A 16,856-nucleotide genomic window follows, 5' to 3' on the forward strand; every position below is an offset into this window, starting at 1 on the left:
ACACGCCTCCCGTCCTCCTTATCTTCGACCCAGACCGACTGACCCCATGCTGACCGAGAGCCACTTCCACGCCCCCTGGTGGGCACGCAATCCTCATCTGCAGACCATATTGCCCAAATGGCTGCGCCGCACCCCAGCCCGTTTTGTGGCGGAGCGGTTTGAACTGCAGGATGGGGACTTTGTCGACCTCGCCTGGAGCGGGGAAGTCAGCCTTGGCGAACGGCCGCTGATAGTGGTGTTTCACGGGCTGGAGGGGAGCATTCACTCCCACTACGCCAAGGGATTGTTCGCCCACCTGCAGCAAGAGGGCAGAGAGGCTGTGCTGATGCACTTTCGCGGTTGCAGCGGCGAGCCCAATCGCCACCTGCAGGCCTATCACTCCGGCGCCATCGGTGATGCGCAGGAGCTGATTGCCGAGCTGAGCCAGCGCTTCCCGGGCAAACCGCTGATCGCCATCGGCTTTTCACTGGGTGGCAATATGCTGGTCAATCTGCTGGCGCGGGGCTGTCCTGCGGCATTGAAAGCGGCGGTGGTGGTCTCGGCCCCGCTGCAACTGGCGAGCTGCGCCGAGCGGGTCAATCAGGGCTTCTCGAAGGTCTATCAAAACTATCTGCTGCGCACCATGCGCCGCAACCTGCTCAACAAGATCAGCCAGCAGCAGAAAGCGAGTGAACGCTGGCAACCTCGACAAGTGGAGCAGATTGCCACCCTGCGCGATTTTGACGAGCTGGTTACCGCGCCGCTGCACGGCTTTCACAGTGCCAGCCACTACTACCAGAGCTGCTCGGGACTACCGCTGCTGGCTCAAATCCCCATCCCTACCCTTATCCTGCACGCCGCCGACGATCCCTTTATGTCACACGCGGTCATTCCCCGGCCGGAGCAACTCTCGCCCACGGTGCGCTATGAGTTGAGCCAGCGCGGCGGCCATGTCGGCTTTCTGCACGGCACGCCCTGGCGGCCACGGTTTTGGCTGGATGAACGGATCAGTCGCTGGATTGCCGAACAGAGTCACTCCTCAACACAGAACTGATTGCGTCCCGACTCCTTGGCCCGATAGAGCGCCTGATCGGCCCGCTCCAGCAACTGGCTCGCCCCTTCGCCGGAGACATTGCTGGCAATCCCCTGACTCACCGTCACCCAGGGGGCAACATCGGACGCCAGATGCTCCAGCTGCAGGCTGGCCAGGCCATCTTGCAGCCGCTGCGCCACGCTGACCGCCGCCTGACGGTCGGTATTGGGCAGCAGCAGCACAAACTCCTCTCCGCCATAGCGGGCCACCAGATCAGATGGCGTGCGAACCGCACGGTTGAGCGCTTGTGCCACCTCCTTGAGGCACATATCCCCTACCTGATGGCCGTAGTGGTCGTTGAAGCGCTTGAAATAGTCCACATCGATCAGGATGAGCGATAGCGGAGCGCCGCTCTCCTGGCTATGGGCCAACGCGCGATCCAGCTCGATATTGAAATGCCGCCGGTTGGCGACACCGGTCAGAGGATCTTGCTTGGCGAGCTGATCAAGTTGGCGCAGCAGCATCAGATTTTCATGCTCTCGCATGATCGCCAACTCAAACCAGCGGTGCAGCATGCGGCGGCCGACCTCCAGCGCAATCACGCCAAACAACACGCCAAGCAGGTAGATCTGGGGAAAATCGACGCGTAAAAAGAGCTCCAACCCTACACCCACCGTCATCGGGCCCAAGAGATAGCCATAAAAAACCTTGCGATCGGGATAAAACGCAATGAGCGCAGCTAGCAGGTTGAGCCGCATGATCCCGTTGGCATAGCTGACCCCTCCCCGCAGCTCCACCTGACCAATCGTGTAGATGTGCAGCGTCCAGAGTCCGCCCCATAGCACCGTCACCAGTGCAGCCATCCGTAACCAGAGGCGATCCTGCAGATGGTCACAAAACAGGCTGACAACGGGTAGTAGCAATAGCACCACCATGACCAGGGCCAGCTCACTCTGAAAGCGCCAGGGCAAGCTGTCATCACTGGCGAGCCCGACCTGGCTGTAAACCTCGTAGCGTATCGAAAGAAACAATACCACCAGCCAGTTCAACAACCAGAACCACACCATGCCTCGGGCAATCGCCTCTCGACGTGCGCTGTCCAGATGCTCAGTCAGGGTTAACGGCGCGCTGCGCTGCGCTTCAGACAACATCTCTCAGACTCCGGTGAAAAGGTAAAAAGTGATTGCATTCGCGGGATTCAACACAACAATAGCCTGACGATCACCTCTTTTGCTGTGAGACCTTTAAATGATCATTCCCTGGCAAGAACTGGACGGCGACACCCTGACCAACCTGATCGAACACTTTGTGTTGCAGGAGGGAACAGAATATGGAGAGCAGGATGTACCGCTTGGCGTCAAAGTCGATGCAGTGAGAGAACAATTACAGCAAGGCAAAGCTGTCATCGTCTATAGCGAGCTGCACGAATCGGTGAATATCGTGATGAAAGACCGCTTCATCGAGCAGTCTTGACCCAACCGCAATCCGGACCTTATAACGGAATTCCCAAGGAAGAGAGAATCCCATGTCGGCCAAGCACCCCATTATTGCTGTTACCGGTTCGTCCGGTGCCGGCACCTCCACCTCCACCAACGCCTTTCGCTCCATGTTCCATCAACTGGGATATACCGCGGCGGTGGTGGAAGGTGACAGTTTTCACCGCTACACCCGACCGGAAATGGATGTAGCGATCCGCAAGGCGCGCGAACAGGGGCGTCATATCAGCTATTTTGGCCCTGAGGCCAATGACTTCGGGCTGCTGGAGAGCTTTTTTCAGGGCTATGGACAGGATGGCAATGGCCAGTATCGCCGCTACCTGCACAGCTTTGACGAGGCAGTGCCCTTCAACCAGATGCCCGGCACCTTTACCCCCTGGCAGCATCTGCCCAGCAATACCGATCTGCTGTTTTATGAAGGGCTGCACGGCGGCGTGGTCACCGAGGATCACAATGTAGCGCGCCACGTGGATTTTCTTATAGGTGTAGTGCCCATCGTCAACCTGGAGTGGATCCAGAAGCTGATCCGCGATACCTCGGAGCGAGGGCATTCCCGCGAGGCAGTGACCGACTCCATCGTTCGCTCCATGGATGACTACATCAACTTCATCACCCCGCAGTTCTCGCGCACCCATATCAACTTCCAGCGAGTACCGACGGTGGATACCTCCAACCCCTTCAGCGCCAAGGTGATCCCGAGTCTGGACGAGAGTATGCTGGTGATCCGGTTTCGCGGTATCAAGCAGGTGGATTTCCCCTACCTGCTGTCGATGATCGACGGCTCATTCATGTCGCGGATGAACACCATAGTGGTGCCGGGTGGCAAGATGGGCTTTGCGATGGAACTGATCCTGCGCCCGCTCATCCAGCAATTGATCGAAACCGGCAAAATAACCTGATTCAAAGGAGTTCACGATGCGGCTTGCTTATCTCTCTGTGGCACTGCTCGCCCTGCTGGGCGGTTGCAGCAGCGGGCCGGCGGCCCCCACGCTGGAGTCCGGCACCATGCTGGTTCGCCCGATGGGCAACTGGACCTATGGTGCAACCCCGCGCTACGCCCTGGCCGAACAGTATCAATTTGCCGGTGAGTTGGCTGAAGGGTGGCTGGAGCCGATGCAGCAGGCGGTAAGCCGGGAGCTCAATGGCAAGGGATGGCAGAGTGCACCGCTCGACGAGGCGGATCTGTGGGTCGCCATCGGCGTCGCGGGCGGCAAGGATATGAGTGACGGCGAGATTTTCGCCCGCCTTGGCATGACACCCGGGGTATATGCCTCGGCCAACCAGCGCAAAGGGTCGCTGGCCATCGTGCTGCTCGATCGTAAAACCCAGAAAGCAGTCTGGAGCAGCATCATCCAGCTGACCAGCGACGTGAGCATTGCAGATAGCCAGCGTCAGGCACTCAGCCAGCAGCTCGCGGCCGAGCTGCTCAATCGCGTCCCCACCAACTAACGCTTGTTTAGTGATAATGGATGGATAGAAAAACGGCTTGCCTCCCGGCAAGCCGTTTTTTTTGTGGTCTCAACCTCTTGACCCAATCCGGCCTAGGCCAGACTCGGGCATAAAGCCGCACACCTTCAGCTATCTGTGGTCACTTATTTGAGCGTACAGGTCAGCAGTGTGACCCCTTTCTGGGTGAGGAGAGCTTGTTTCTCTTGATTCCAGAAGGTGGTCAGGCCGTCAGAATATTTGGCGCCAGACTCTGACTCCACACGCGCCAGCTTGTGGTAAACCCCGGCATAGGGGAACTGCACCATGTCAGCCTGGGCATCATAGGTAACGGCCAGCATCTCTTCGCCACACTGGTATTGGCTGTATTGATACTGGGTAGGTTGCGGGCTGCTGCACGCCGCCAGGCCCAAAAGGGGAAGCAGAGCGATCAATTTTTTCATTGCACTTTCCTTATGTAATGGCTTTATGTCATGGCCTTGTGCAGTGGCCTTACGTAACGGCCTTATGCCAGGGTACCAACGAAACAATCGTTATCAAGCTTCAACAATTTGATAACTATGGGTAATTTGTACCGCTTTTTCCAACATCAGGGAAACAGAACAGTATTTTTCCATCGACAGATCGACCGCTCTGGCCACCTGCTTCTCCGCCAATCCCTTGCCTGTCACCACGAAGTGCAGATTAATCTTCTCGAAAACCCGGGGCACGCTATCGACCCGTTCGCCACTGACATCGACATGGCATGCGGTCACCGACTGGCGCGCTTTTTCGAGGATGGAGACCACATCAATGGAGCTGCAGCCACCGACCGCCAGCAGGATCATCTCCATCGGGCTGGCCCCCTCACCGGGGTTGGCACCATCCAGGATCACCTTGTGACCGGATTCACTCTCACCCACAAACTTCATCCCTTCCACCCAGCTGACCTTGGCTTTCATCTCGCACTCTCTCCTGTTAATCATGATGATGGATCCCTAGCATAACCCAGTCGCTTATCTCTGCCGAACAGGGGGAGTTGGGATGGAAATAGATCAAAATCAACATCTCCGACCTCTATCTTCCCTAGAATGGCCGAAGCGGCGCAGCAGGCATTACTCAAAGGGCTCTGTCAAAAGCCCGCAAAGCCTTGTCAGCACAGGCAAAGGCTCTTATCCTACTGCGACCAATACAAGGAATGGCAAGATTGGCAGCTTGCCCGGACGCACAAGTCCATAAAAAGACACTACAGAGGAATTCTCATGGTCATTGGCAAACCGCAAAGCGATCCCACCCTGGAATGGTTCTTGTCGCACTGCCACATTCATAAGTATCCCGCCAAGAGCACCCTGATCCATGCGGGTGAAAAAGCGGAGACCCTCTACTACATCGTCAAGGGCACTGTGGCCGTCTTGATCAAGGACGATGAGGGCAAAGAGATGATCCTCTCCTATCTGAACCAGGGTGATTTCCTGGGCGAGATGGGGATGTTCGAGGAGAACGAGAACCCCGAGCGCTCCGCCTGGGTTCGCGCCAAAGGCTCTTGCGAAGTGGCAGAGATCTCCTACAAGAAGTTCCGCCAGCTGATCCAGGTCAACCCGGACATTCTGATGCGTCTCTCTGGCCAGATGGCCAAGCGCCTGCAACACACCAGCCAGAAAGTGGGTAACCTCGCCTTCCTGGATGTGACCGGCCGGATCGCCCAGACCCTGCTCAACCTGGCCAAACAGCCGGATGCCATGACCCACCCGGATGGCATGCAGATCAAGATCACCCGTCAGGAGATCGGCCAGATCGTCGGCTGCTCTCGTGAAACCGTGGGCCGCATCCTGAAGATGCTGGAAGAGCAGGAGCTCATCTCTGCTCACGGCAAGACCATTGTGGTATTTGGCACTCGCTGATGACCCGTCCGCAGGCCTGACTGAGGCCTTGGGATAAAAAAGGCTGCTACGGCAGCCTTTTTTGATCCTCTCCCCTATAATCCCGAACGCCCTTCACTGTTCCGGCATTCGCCCAGAGAGTTACTATGCACCTTCAATGTCCCCGCTGCCGCAGTCCGCTCCATCTTCATGAAGCCTCCCAGGGACGCTATTGCGACAACAAGCATCACTTCGATCCGGCACCGGAAGGTTATCTGGATCTCATCCCCGGCAAGAAAAACCCCAAAGACAGCGACAGCCGTGCCCTGATGCGCGCCAAGCACCATTTCCTGGAAGCCGGCCACCAACTGCCGCTGGTTGAGGCCATGGCCGGCCTGCTCGCTCCGCTGGCCCCACAAGAGCTGATCCATCTTGGGTGCGGTGAAGGCTACTACTGCCGCGCGCTGGCAGAGCGCCTGCTCGGCTGGCAGTTTGCTGGGGTTGATATCGCCAAGAACACCATCTTTGCCGCCAAAAAAGCGCAGCCGGACTGCCAGTTTGTCATTGCCGATCCCGCTCGCGCGCCGCTGCAACCGTGCTCTGCTCAAGTGCTGCTGGTCAACGATCTCAAGGTCAAGACCGAGCAGCTTGTCAGCTGGCTGGCCCCCGGTGGCTATCTGCTCTATCTGCAGCCGGGCCCGCGCCATCAGTGGCAACTGCGGGTCAGCCTCAACCCGGTGAGCATGGAACACCCCCTCAGCTGGCCAACCCTCGGCGGCCTCAATCCGATGGCTCAACAGCGCTGCCAGTTCAGCCTCACCATGGATCAGGGCATGCGCAGCTTTATTCTGGAGACCAGCCGTCTCGGCTGGCGGGCAACCGGTGAGCAGCGTCACGCTTTCGCGCAACAGGGCCCGAGTGAACTGGAACAGGATCTGCTGCTGACCCTGTGGCAAAAGCCCCTCTGATCACTGGGGGGAGCCTTGCAAGGCTCCCCCCCGTTTTTCCCGCCCCGCCCCATTCTCCCCTGTGTGATCTAGCTCACAACTTGAGCCATCGACCTTGTTGCTCAGAACAGCCTTGATGTCAAAAAAGTCACTAGAAAATAATTCATTGAATTTAATCTCTTTTTATCTTGTCAAAAACCGTCACACCCAGTCTTGATAACGACCGCGTCACCTCAATTAAACAACGATGGATTCAGGCCCAGTCAAGGTTGGGACGCCTACCGTGTGGCTATCGGACCATTTCCGATTTCACAGAACCGACAACAAGTTCGGAAGTGTTTACATCAGAGGAATAACGCATATGAAGAAGTCTGCACTGACTATTGCCATCTCCAGCCTGCTGCTGGCGAGCGGCGCCCATGCCGCTACCGTTTACAACCAGAACGATACCAAACTGGATATCGGCGGCCGTGCACAAGGTGCTTACTACGGCACTGACGACAACGGTTCCGAAGGTGACCAGAGCTACTTCCGTCTGCACGTTGCTGGCGAGACCAAGATTGCTCCCGAGATGAAGGCGTTCGGCTTTGCCGAGTACAACCTGCCGACTTCCGGTTCTGACAACGACGAGCTGCGTTATGCCTATGCCGGCATCAAGCACGACCGTTTCGGCGCATTCAGCTATGGTCGTCAGGATGGTCTGTTCACCAAGGCCGTCAACAACTACACCGACGTCCTGCCTGAGTGGGGCGGTGACGGCCTGGGCAAAGATACCGAAGTATTCGGCACCGGCCGTACCAACGGTTTGGCCCAGTACATCTACACCTATCAGGGTCTGACTCTGGGTGCCCAGTTCACCGGTAACAACGATCCGCAAAACGCCGGTCGCAGTGCAATCACTGAATCCTTCAACGGCAACACCTACAACGGCGAAAGCTGGAATAGCAAAGGTTCTGCTGAAGGCTTCGCAGTATCTGCCAACTACGATTTCGATATGGGCCTGAGCCTGGGTGCTGCCTATAACCAGGCTGGCAAGACTGACGAGCAAGCTCGCTATGCCGCCTTCGGTGGCGACAAGGATGCCAAGCTGATGGGCTTCGGTGCCAAATATGCAACTGGCGACCTCTACCTGGCTGCAACCTACTCCCACGGTGAAGACCACCTGTTCGTCAAGAACGGTTACGCCGAGAAGATGGATGGCTACGAAGCCGTTGCTCAGTACACCATCGGCAAGTTCAAGCCTTCTCTGGCCTACCTGCGCACTGACGTGAAAGACTCCGCTCGCGGTATCGATGATACCTACACCGAGTACGTATCTATCGGTGCCTGGTACAACTTCACCGAGAACTTCAACGCCTATGTTGATTACAAGCTGAACCTGCTGGACTCCGTAGATGGCAAGTCCACCAACTCTCTGGGCAAGAACACCGACGACGTAGTCGCGGTTGCCCTGCAGTACAACTTCTAAGTAATTGGAAGTCAGTTATACCCTGTGATACCAATGTCTACTGTTTGAATTACTTCCGGCCGCTCTGCGGCCGGTTTTTTTATTGCGCCTTTTCAGCACCTTGCATATAACTATCGAGCGGATTGATGGCAATATCCGCGCCGTTGACAGGGAGTGACAAGGAGATATTCACGGATGAGACAAGCGCGCGGGAACATAGACTGGCAACGCGGGTGGCTGTTGTTGCCACTGCTGTTGATATCGCTCATCTGGAGCAGCACGGCAGATGCCAGCTGGGATCAGAGCCTCTATCGTCAACTGGGTCTGGCCGGCAAGCTGGATAAACAGACCTTTCGTCAGGCACTCAACAGTTATCAAACTGTGCGCCACAAACGCAAACCCATTCTCACCATCATCGATTACAGCAAGCCATCCACCCAGCGCAGGCTGTTTGTCATCGATATGAAACGCCACAAGCTGCTCTATCACACCTGGGTCAGTCATGGCCGCAACTCAGGTGAACTGGCAGCAAAACACTTTTCCAACCAGCTCAACTCCCGCCAAAGTTCCCTTGGCGTCTATCGCACCGCAGAAACCTATCTGGGCAAGCATGGCTACTCCCTGCGGCTGGACGGACTCAGCCCCGGCAAGAACAGCAATGCCCGCAAGCGTGCCATCGTAGTACATGGCGCCGCCTATGCCAGCCCGACCCATCTGCGCAAATATGACAAGCTGGGCCGCAGCTGGGGTTGCCCCGCCCTGCCCAAAGAGCAGGCCAGAGCCATCATAGATACCATCAAGGGGGGGAGTGTCATCTACGCTCACGGCTAGCGGGCACAACACCAGAAAACGCAAGGCCAGCAATCGCTGGCCTTGTTTGTTACGCTTTTCACACTAAACGTGGCGCGTTATTGGCGCACCACCAGTACCGGACAGGGTGCATGACGCACCACAGACTCGGCGACACTGCCTACCAGCAGATGGCTGATACCAGAGCGACCGTGGCTGCCCATCACGATCAGCTCAACCTCATCCTCCTTGGCCTGAATGACAATTTCATCGGCGGCGCGGCCAAAGCGAATATCAAAGGTGGCCGGGATCGGCAGAGTGGCAACCAGCTCTTTGAGCTGGGTTCTGGCCTGACGCTCCATCTCGTGGGTGATCTCGATGGCCGTCATATGAAGGATCTTGTAACTGTCAAAACCGTGCAGTTGATCAACCACGTGGATCAGCTTGAGCTGGGCCTGATGGCTCTGTGCCATGAACACGGCATAGTCGAGTACCGCGCGAGACATTTGGGAAAAATCGACTGGACAGAGCAGAGTCTTGATCGATGGCATAATGCAGTCTCCTCTACTGATTGGGGTGCTATTGAATCTTTACTCGATCATAACGATCCGACCGTAAATAACCCTCGACCCTGTCGCAAAATGGAGATGCGGGATGTTTTCTCCGCCCGCCGCGATCAATGCATGGTATAAATCAGGTGATAAATGCTCTCCTCACCCCTGCGAGGATAATGCTGACCATGCTGCGCATCGGTTGTTTGCTGCTTTGCTCTCTGTGTGCGATCGTCCACGCTCGCACAGCCGATATTCACGTCTATTGCGATGGCTGGCCCGGTTTCTGCCAACCGGATGGCCGCGGTATCTATCTCGATCTGGTGCGAACCATTTACCAACCCCACGGCTATCAGATCGTGCCCCATATCGTGCCCTACAAGCGCGCCGTCGCCATGGTAGCCAGGCAAGAGGGGGATATGGCGATGAGTGTCTATCTGGACGAGATCAAGGGGGTCAAGCAGCCCCGTCAACCCGCCTCCGCAGATGATGTGACCGTCTTCATGCTCAAGCAGTGGCAGCCGCAATGGCGGGGAGAGCGCAGCCTGGAGGGAGAGACCGTGCTCTGGCGGCGAGGATGGGGGCTGGATAAATATCTTCCGATCACCATGCGGTGGCACGAAATCGACAACCATGAGATGGCACTGCAGCTGATTGGCAAGGGGCGCTATCGCTATTACCTGACCGCTGGCGTGCTCCATTCCGCCGATGAGACCCCGGCCAATATGTACCGCACCATTTTGCGCTGGATACCGACTTACCCCATTTTTGCCGATACCGAACGGGGCGACCGGCTACTGCAGTTGTGGGATCAGGAGATGGTGAATCTGATCCGTCGCGGCACGCTGGCCGAGATATATCGCCGTTATCACCTCTATGACTACTACCGCGACTTTCTCGAGGAGCAGGCGGTCAAGGCCAGCGAAAAATGATCCCACCATAGGAGAAAGATAAGGATGCCGCAGCCCCGTCAACAGCGGCCACCGCCAGCAACCTGCCCATGAGCAACACCTTGTCCATTGCGGTTTGAGTCACCGTTGCCACGCCACAACTCAGGGTTGCCGGAACCCCTTCGCCAAGCGGTCATAGAGGATCACATTGACCGAGGCAGCCAGATTCATGCAACCCTGGGTCGGCACATAGACCACATCTTTCACCGCGCCATAGAGGGCGGGATCGAGCGTACCATCCTCCGGCCCGAAGATATAAAAAGCGCGTTCCGGATGGACATAGTCGGGGAGCGGCGTAGCGCCATCGATCAGATCAACCACCACGGGCACGCATCCCTGCGGGATAAACGCCATCAGATCATCCACCCCGAGCAGCGGGATCTTCTCCACCATCTGCTTGGTATCAGTGGCAAAGCGGCGCGCCAGCTCGAAGCGGTTGCCGGTGTAGTAAACCTCATCCACCCCGTAGCAGCCCGCAGCCCGCATCACTGAGCCGACATTTTCCGGAGACTTGGGATTGACCAGCCCCACGCAGCAGAATGCACTCTTTTCCATCATCTCTCCTCATCTTGCGGCGGCCATTATAAGCCGCTGCGGGGTCATCGACCCGTTAAAAGTGCCTCGCCAAGCTCAACGACTCGTCGCCCCATCACGGATGTCGATTTTTTGTGCGCAAGCCGACAAATTTTGTACAAGCTGATAGCCAGCAAACGTTTCCCAGCAATAATAGACAAACGTTTGCAAATGGATGTTTGTCTATGACTGAGCGTGAACAAGAGATCCTCGCCTTGCTGCGTCAGGATCCCATGATTGCCCAGCAGGAGCTGGCCGATCGCCTTGGCATCAGCCGCTCCGCGCTGGCCAGCCACATCTCCAGCCTGATCCGGCAGGGATATGTGCAAGGCAGAGGTTATGTACTGCGAGAAGGCCCCTACGTAGTGGTGATCGGCGGTGCCAATATGGATATTTGCGGCACCAGCCATGACAACCTGCTGCTCGGCGACTCCAACCCGGGCAAGGTGCGCACCTCGGCAGGCGGTGTCGGCCGCAATATCGCCGAGAATCTGGCGCGGCTCGGCAGCGACACCCGGCTGCTGACAGCGGTCGGCAACGACCAGTATGGCCACCATCTATTGGAAGTGAGCCAGCGGGCCGGCGTCGATGTGCGCCAGACTCTGGTGCTCGATGGTCACGCCACCTCCTGCTATCTCAGCCTGCATGATGGCAGCGGCGAAATGAGCTGTGCCATCAACGACATGGCCATCATAGAGCAGCTCACCCCTGCCCGCCTGACCCCCCTCGCAGGCTTTCTCGGCGGTGCCCGGCTCTGGGTGCTCGACACCAATCTGGCTATCCATACCCTCGACTGGTTGTTTGAACGGCAAGGTGAGCACGCCATCTTTGTCGATACCGTTTCGGTGGCCAAGGTGGAGAAGATCCGCCCCTGGCTCGGCAAGATCCACACCCTCAAACCCAATCGAAGCGAAGCCGAGCAGCTGTGCGGCATGACCATCGCCGGGCCCGAAACCTGGCCCATGGTGGCCGCCTGGTTCCACCGCGCCGGGGTCAAGCGACTGTTCCTCAGTCTGGGTGAACAGGGGATCTTCTACAGCGATGGCGAGCAGCAGGGTCACCTGCCGATACTGGGCAGTCCGGTACTCAACGTCACCGGCGGCGGGGATGCCTTTATGGCTGGCCTCGCCCACGCCTGGCTGCAACAGCTCGACATCGCCCAGACCACCCGCTTTGCCCTGGGCTGCGCCGCCCTCACCGTCAATTGTTCCGATACCGTTTTTTCCGGTCTGAGCAAGACCGCCGTTGACCGCATACTGGAGGAGTACTCATGCTGAACGCTTACCTCGATATCCAACCGGAAGTTGCTGCCGCGCTGGCCGCCGGCAAACCGGTCGTCGCCCTCGAATCCACTATCATCTCCCACGGCATGCCCTATCCGCAGAACGTGGAGACGGCCCGTCAGGTGGAGCAGGTGGTGCGCGATAACGGCGCCATTCCGGCCACCATCGCCATCCTCGACGGCCGCCTCAAGGTGGGTCTTGATGCCGGTGCGCTGGAAGCGCTGGGCCGGGCAGGCCACAGCGTCACCAAGTGCAGCCGCCGCGACATTCCGTTCGTGCTGGCGCGCAAGGGGATGGGGGCCACCACGGTCGCCTCCACCATGATCATCGCCGCCATGGCGGGGATCCGGGTCTTTGCCACCGGTGGTATCGGCGGGGTACATCGCGGCGCGCAGGAGACCTTCGATATCTCGGCCGACCTGCAGGAGTTGGCCCAAACGCCGGTGGCCGTAGTCTGTGCCGGTGCCAAGTCGATCCTCGATATCGGACTGACGCTGGAGTATCTGGAGACCCAGGGCGTGCCGGTGATCGGCTATCAAACCGAGGAGCTGCCCGCCTTCTACACCCGCGAGAGCGGCTTCAAGGTCGATTATCGCCTCGATACCCCGGCAGCCATCGCCGAGGCGCTACGCCTCAAGTGGGAGCTGGGACTAGCGGGCGGCGCCGTGGTGGCCAATCCCATCCCTACCGCACACGCCATGCCTAAAGCCGACATCGACGCAGCCATTGCCCGGGCGCTCCATGAAGCGGACGAGCAGGGGATCAAGGGCAAGGCGTCAACCCCCTTCCTGCTGGCACGCGTCTGCGAGCTGACTGGCGGCAACTCGCTGGCGGCCAACATCCAGCTGGTACTGAACAACGCGGCACTTGGCGCCCGCATCGCCGCCGCGCTTTAATTGCACACCGATACCTCGCCATGTAAAAGAGGGCCTCGCGGCCCTCTTTGTTATTTTTGCTATCTGCAGCGCTATTGCAACGCTGTGTTATTGCAGTACCACGCGCCCATTGAGTGGCTGCACCGGCCGGTTGTTGGGGTGGTGCATCACCGCCTTGAAGGCGTCGATCTGGGCCTGACTGACCTCAACCGGCTGCTTCATCACCAGCCAGCGCACTCCTTCCGAGCAGGGAGGCGTAGTAAGGGAACCGCTGAAGCGGTAGTAGTCACGATTCTCGGGCAGCAGTTGCTCAGCAGAGAGCGGCGCCTTGAGGGCCTGGGTCTCCCCCACCTTGGCAGGTAGTTCACCCCAGGCAGCCGCCAGCACCGGATTGGCCTTGCCAGCCTCGAACATCACCGCCACCACGGCGATCTCTCCCTTGTCACTGACGTGCACCAGATGCCCTTCCAGCGGATAGGATTTGCCCTCGATGAGGTTTTCACTCGGGGCGTGGAAGTGGAACTGCTTGAGCTCAAAGGTGGTGCCATCGAGTTGCAAGGTGCTGCCCGGGGCATAACCGACCTGCACGGTATGACCGTTGTTGACCACTGTGTTGCCACCCGCCTGATAGTGGAGTACCAGCGGGGCCAGTTTGGCCTCGACCAATCCGCTCAGGTCAACCGGCGACTGATTGCTGCCCGCACACTGGCCAAACTCCGGGGTCAGCTTGGCCCAGTGGGCAGGCCCCGCCTCACCGCTATATTCCCAATGGGGGGTGGCAGCAAACACGACAGGGCACAGCAACAGGGAGCAGACCAACAGAGACTTTCTCATCATACATCCTTATCTTGATTGAAAAGCACGACCATCCCCTCCCCCGGATAGCGGGGCATGCAGAGATGGCATATCTGATACGCGGAATACAGAGCATCGGAGCGACTTTCTAATGGTAACGAGCACGGGTTGGTCAATCGGTTTGACAGCGGCTCAATACAGAGTCGTTTGGCAAGTATATGGTGAGGGATCGACAGAGACAGTGAAAGAGGGGGAAATTAATCAGCCGGCTATCCACTCATCGTCTGGCGGATACGGGTCAAGGTTCAGGGTGTCACGCTTTCATAACAACCATCCATCACAACCATCGCGGGAATCCGAGCTCCCGCGATGGTTGCCGATAATGGCAATTAACGGTCGCGATTCAACGCGATCAGACGATCAAGAATCGCTTCACCATCGGCACGCAAACCGTTGTGCTCATACTCATTGGTGATCCAGGCGCGACTGTTGCCAAGGCCACGCAGGGTTTCACGACTGTAGTCAAACTCCACATACATATCCTCGGCATAGACGGCGCATGCTACCGGCACCTGGTTGCGGGCCAGCTGGGCCGGGTCATAGAGCGCCCCCCAGTCCGCCTTGTTGGCCAGCAGATGGGCCGCCTCTTTCAGGGGCAGCAACTCGCGGAACTGCTCGAACATCCAGGGGTAAACCATCTCGCCGGTGAAGGCGAAATCCTTGCCGGGTGCCCAGTTCACCGCAGGAAACTCCCCTCTGACCCGATCCGCCGCCCAGCGAGTCGCCTCCCCTTCGGCGTAGATAGCCTCGTGCAGAATGGCAAACAGCGGGTTGGTATTGAATGGCTGCATGCTCTGCACCTGATAGAGAAAGGCCGGGCTAAGCTTGTCGCCGATAAAGGCCTCTTCCAGCAGGTAATAAAGCTCCTCAAAGGCACCCGTAGCACCGAGATCCAGCCCTTGCTGCTGGAACTGCTCCACCGTCAGGCGCTGGCCGTTGGGCAGCCGCACATCGTGCTGGTGCAGATGGTTGGCCAGCCGGTTGGCAATCCCCTGAGCATGGGGGAAGCGGGCGAAGAAGGCTCGGTTCTTGTCAGCCACCCTCTGGTAGGTGGCGCGGTAAACCTCCTCGGCACTGCGGCCAATCGGCGCGATGCCGCCAGTGATATAGACCTCCCGCAGGCTATCGGGGAAGAGCGAGAGATAGGTCAGGCAGCAAAAGCCGCCAAAGCTTTGCCCCAGCAGGCTCCAGCGATGCTTGGGGCTAAGCTCCTGCCGGATGAACTCGGCATCTTGCACTATGCTGTCGGCGCGAAAATGGCCGAGATACTCCGCCTGCTCGGTCGGTGTCATTTTGGCCAGAATCTGCCCGTGAATGGGGCTCGACATCCCGGTGCCACGCTGATCCAGCAGCAGCACTCTGAACTCCTGCAACGCCCGCTTGAGCCAGCCACTGTTGGCCGTCGGGCGCGGCGCCCCGAATCCCGGCCCCCCTTGCAGAAACAGCAGCCAGGGCAACTTCTCATCGAGCTTGTCTTTACGGCAGAGGGTGCGGGCAAACAGGGTAATGCTGTCACCATCCGGCTCATCATGATCGAGGGGAACGGTAAAAAAGTGCGGCTCGCAATGAATGCCGTCCAGTACATAGCTCAAGGGGCTGTTCATCTGGGGTCTCTCCGTCAGGATGGGAACATCATTGACCCCCATCATATCCCCGCCCAGCCACAGGGTCACTCCGGTTTTCCAAAATGTTAACAATGGCTTAAAGGTCGAAACATCACCAGACAAGCCGCTCTTCAACGCTGCTGAATTAATTGTTTTGCGGGGGAGATTGACGCCATGGCGCCATTCAACAAAGATGGCTCGCCTGCACAGGAGTGCAGCCATTCAGGCCGACAAAATGGATAAGGGAATGTGATGAAACCGAAGTGGATCAGGGCCAGAAAAAAAGAGAAGAAGCCATGCCCTGGCAGCATGTTGCAGACCGGAATGCTGCTGTTCAGTGCCACCTGTGGCGCAACGCTCTTTTTGGCAGCATGCAACAGCAACTAAAAATGAAAAAGCCCGCTCGATTGAGCGGGCTTTTCGAATTTGGCTCCTCCTACTGGACTTGAACCAGTGACATACGGATTAACAGTCCGCCGTTCTACCGACTGAACTAAGGAGGAATTGTGGTGCCCAGAGACGGAATCGAACCGCCGACACGGGGATTTTCAATCCCCTGCTCTACCGACTGAGCTATCTGGGCAACGGCGCGCATTAAACCCTTTCCAGCGCAGAGTGTCAACCATGATGGCACGATAAAAAGCGCGTTCGCTCAACAACCGAACGAAGCGACCATTTATTATCCATTTCAGTCCCGTTTGCCGTACTTGCTGGCCTTTGCACGCCCTGCAGTCTGCGCCAATATGATGGAAATTCGAGGTTCAGTTGGTCCGCCGCATTGAGCCGAATCCACTCTGCGAGTATGCTTTGCCGCAATGATACCGCCTGGAGGCAACATGAGTCTGAATATGCAAGAGTGGCGTGATGAGACCACCGAGATCGTCAACGAACTGCTGGCCGATGGCAGCAATCCCGATGCGGATTACGACATCGAGCACCACTTCGCCTGCCAGGATTTCGACCGTCTGGAAAAAGCAGCGGTTGACCTGTTCAAGGCCGGTTTTGAAGTGACCGATGCCGAAGAGATGGAGCTGGATGACGGCGCCACCATCTTCTGCTTCGATGCCACCATCGAGTGCAAGCTGAATGTCGAAGCGATCGTTGCCGATATCGCCAAGATGCTGCCCATCCTGGAAAAATATGGGGTGGATTACGATGGCTGGGGCACCTACTTCCAGGATTGATCCTGC

General features: G+C 57.8%; 20 protein-coding genes and 2 tRNA genes. 12 read left to right on the plus strand and 10 right to left on the minus strand.

The features are described 5' to 3' along the window. The first annotated feature begins 46 nt into the window (after positions 1-46). Positions 47-1,033, plus strand: coding sequence for a hydrolase (locus I6L34_RS06310; protein WP_058057820.1), 987 nt, complete (start codon positions 47-49; stop codon positions 1,031-1,033). Here the strand turns inward: I6L34_RS06310 and I6L34_RS06315 are convergent. After that, on the minus strand, positions 1,012-2,163 hold the full coding sequence (locus I6L34_RS06315; RefSeq protein ID WP_075115023.1) for a GGDEF domain-containing protein: 1,152 nt from the start codon (positions 2,161-2,163) through the stop codon (positions 1,012-1,014). The genes I6L34_RS06310 and I6L34_RS06315 overlap by 22 nt on opposite strands. A 97-nt stretch (positions 2,164-2,260) precedes the next feature. Here I6L34_RS06315 and I6L34_RS06320 point away from each other — a divergent pair, with 97 nt between their 5' ends. Genes I6L34_RS06320 through I6L34_RS06330 form a run of 3 tightly spaced genes read left to right on the plus strand, consistent with a single transcriptional unit; the run spans position 2,261 to position 3,957 of the window. Further along, a complete protein-coding gene (locus I6L34_RS06320) occupies positions 2,261-2,485 on the plus strand; it encodes a YheU family protein (protein ID WP_005335298.1) in 225 nt (74 codons plus the stop codon). Between the two features lie 52 nt (positions 2,486-2,537). Then, positions 2,538-3,407 carry a phosphoribulokinase gene (locus tag I6L34_RS06325; RefSeq protein WP_005335299.1) on the plus strand — a complete coding sequence of 290 codons (870 nt, stop codon included), beginning with the start codon at positions 2,538-2,540 and terminating at the stop codon, positions 3,405-3,407. Positions 3,408-3,423: 16 nt separating this feature from the next. Beyond that, positions 3,424-3,957 (plus strand): DUF4136 domain-containing protein, encoded by a 534-nt coding sequence (locus I6L34_RS06330; protein ID WP_005335300.1) that lies wholly within the window; start codon positions 3,424-3,426, stop codon positions 3,955-3,957. A gap of 143 nt (positions 3,958-4,100) precedes the next feature. On the opposite strand, the gene I6L34_RS06335 is transcribed toward I6L34_RS06330, so the two are convergent. Together I6L34_RS06335 and I6L34_RS06340 are read right to left on the minus strand one after the other, a co-directional pair. After that, complete coding sequence (locus I6L34_RS06335) at positions 4,101-4,397, minus strand: MliC family protein (RefSeq protein WP_005348285.1); 297 nt, start codon at positions 4,395-4,397, stop codon at positions 4,101-4,103. Between the two features lie 93 nt (positions 4,398-4,490). After that, positions 4,491-4,895 (minus strand): OsmC family protein, encoded by a 405-nt coding sequence (locus I6L34_RS06340; RefSeq protein ID WP_005362569.1) that lies wholly within the window; start codon positions 4,893-4,895, stop codon positions 4,491-4,493. Between the two features lie 300 nt (positions 4,896-5,195). Between I6L34_RS06340 and crp the strand changes: the two genes are divergently transcribed. From crp to I6L34_RS06360, 4 genes are all read left to right on the plus strand, one after another. Then, positions 5,196-5,834, plus strand: coding sequence for a cAMP-activated global transcriptional regulator CRP (crp, locus tag I6L34_RS06345; protein WP_005335304.1), 639 nt, complete (start codon positions 5,196-5,198; stop codon positions 5,832-5,834). 125 nt (positions 5,835-5,959) lie between these two features. Continuing rightward, the gene (locus I6L34_RS06350) at positions 5,960-6,760 is read left to right on the plus strand and encodes a putative RNA methyltransferase (RefSeq protein WP_216956208.1); all 801 of its coding nucleotides are present in this window, start codon (positions 5,960-5,962) and stop codon (positions 6,758-6,760) included. Between the two features lie 340 nt (positions 6,761-7,100). After that, positions 7,101-8,207, plus strand: a complete 1,107-nt coding sequence (locus I6L34_RS06355; RefSeq protein WP_181269979.1) for a porin — start codon at positions 7,101-7,103, stop codon at positions 8,205-8,207. Positions 8,208-8,381: 174 nt separating this feature from the next. After that, positions 8,382-9,017: a murein L,D-transpeptidase catalytic domain family protein gene (locus I6L34_RS06360; protein ID WP_005354246.1), complete on the plus strand. Its 636-nt coding sequence runs from the start codon at positions 8,382-8,384 to the stop codon at positions 9,015-9,017. A gap of 77 nt (positions 9,018-9,094) precedes the next feature. Here the strand turns inward: I6L34_RS06360 and I6L34_RS06365 are convergent, their stop codons facing one another. Continuing rightward, the gene (locus I6L34_RS06365) at positions 9,095-9,526 is read right to left on the minus strand and encodes a universal stress protein (protein ID WP_005335309.1); all 432 of its coding nucleotides are present in this window, start codon (positions 9,524-9,526) and stop codon (positions 9,095-9,097) included. 188 nt (positions 9,527-9,714) lie between these two features. Here I6L34_RS06365 and I6L34_RS06370 point away from each other — a divergent pair, with 188 nt between their 5' ends. Continuing rightward, positions 9,715-10,458: a hypothetical protein gene (locus I6L34_RS06370; protein WP_058057899.1), complete on the plus strand. Its 744-nt coding sequence runs from the start codon at positions 9,715-9,717 to the stop codon at positions 10,456-10,458. A gap of 120 nt (positions 10,459-10,578) precedes the next feature. On the opposite strand, the gene I6L34_RS06375 is transcribed toward I6L34_RS06370, so the two are convergent. After that, positions 10,579-11,031 carry an RNA methyltransferase gene (locus I6L34_RS06375; RefSeq protein WP_005335311.1) on the minus strand — a complete coding sequence of 151 codons (453 nt, stop codon included), beginning with the start codon at positions 11,029-11,031 and terminating at the stop codon, positions 10,579-10,581. Positions 11,032-11,234: 203 nt separating this feature from the next. Here I6L34_RS06375 and I6L34_RS06380 point away from each other — a divergent pair, with 203 nt between their 5' ends. Both I6L34_RS06380 and I6L34_RS06385 read left to right on the plus strand, forming a co-directional pair. After that, entirely contained in the window at positions 11,235-12,326 is a 1,092-nt protein-coding gene (locus I6L34_RS06380; RefSeq protein ID WP_058057816.1) for a PfkB family carbohydrate kinase, read from the plus strand. Then, positions 12,320-13,228: a pseudouridine-5'-phosphate glycosidase gene (locus I6L34_RS06385; protein WP_108612140.1), complete on the plus strand. Its 909-nt coding sequence runs from the start codon at positions 12,320-12,322 to the stop codon at positions 13,226-13,228. Before I6L34_RS06380 ends, I6L34_RS06385 begins: the two co-directional genes overlap by 7 nt. An 87-nt stretch (positions 13,229-13,315) precedes the next feature. Here I6L34_RS06385 and I6L34_RS06390 read toward each other — a convergent pair whose 3' ends face one another. The 5 genes from I6L34_RS06390 to I6L34_RS06410 all read right to left on the minus strand — a co-directional run bounded on the left by I6L34_RS06390 (position 13,316) and on the right by I6L34_RS06410 (position 16,249). Next, entirely contained in the window at positions 13,316-14,041 is a 726-nt protein-coding gene (locus I6L34_RS06390) for a carbonic anhydrase (RefSeq protein ID WP_216956898.1), read from the minus strand. Between the two features lie 350 nt (positions 14,042-14,391). After that, positions 14,392-15,666 carry an alpha/beta hydrolase gene (locus I6L34_RS06395; protein WP_058058553.1) on the minus strand — a complete coding sequence of 425 codons (1,275 nt, stop codon included), beginning with the start codon at positions 15,664-15,666 and terminating at the stop codon, positions 14,392-14,394. Positions 15,667-15,797: 131 nt separating this feature from the next. Then, a complete protein-coding gene (locus tag I6L34_RS06400; RefSeq protein WP_157161318.1) occupies positions 15,798-16,010 on the minus strand; it encodes a hypothetical protein in 213 nt (70 codons plus the stop codon). Positions 16,011-16,093: 83 nt separating this feature from the next. Beyond that, positions 16,094-16,169 (minus strand) — tRNA-Asn (locus I6L34_RS06405). A 4-nt stretch (positions 16,170-16,173) separates the two neighbouring features. Continuing rightward, positions 16,174-16,249: transfer RNA gene (locus I6L34_RS06410), tRNA-Phe, on the minus strand. Between the two features lie 265 nt (positions 16,250-16,514). Here I6L34_RS06410 and rraB point away from each other — a divergent pair. Then, complete coding sequence (rraB, locus tag I6L34_RS06415) at positions 16,515-16,850, plus strand: ribonuclease E inhibitor RraB (protein ID WP_026034893.1); 336 nt, start codon at positions 16,515-16,517, stop codon at positions 16,848-16,850. The last annotated feature ends 6 nt before the right edge of the window (positions 16,851-16,856 follow it).

The sequence above is a fragment of the Aeromonas sp. FDAARGOS 1404 genome (genome assembly GCF_019047085.1).
Classification (GTDB): Bacteria; Pseudomonadota; Gammaproteobacteria; order Enterobacterales; family Aeromonadaceae; genus Aeromonas; species Aeromonas veronii.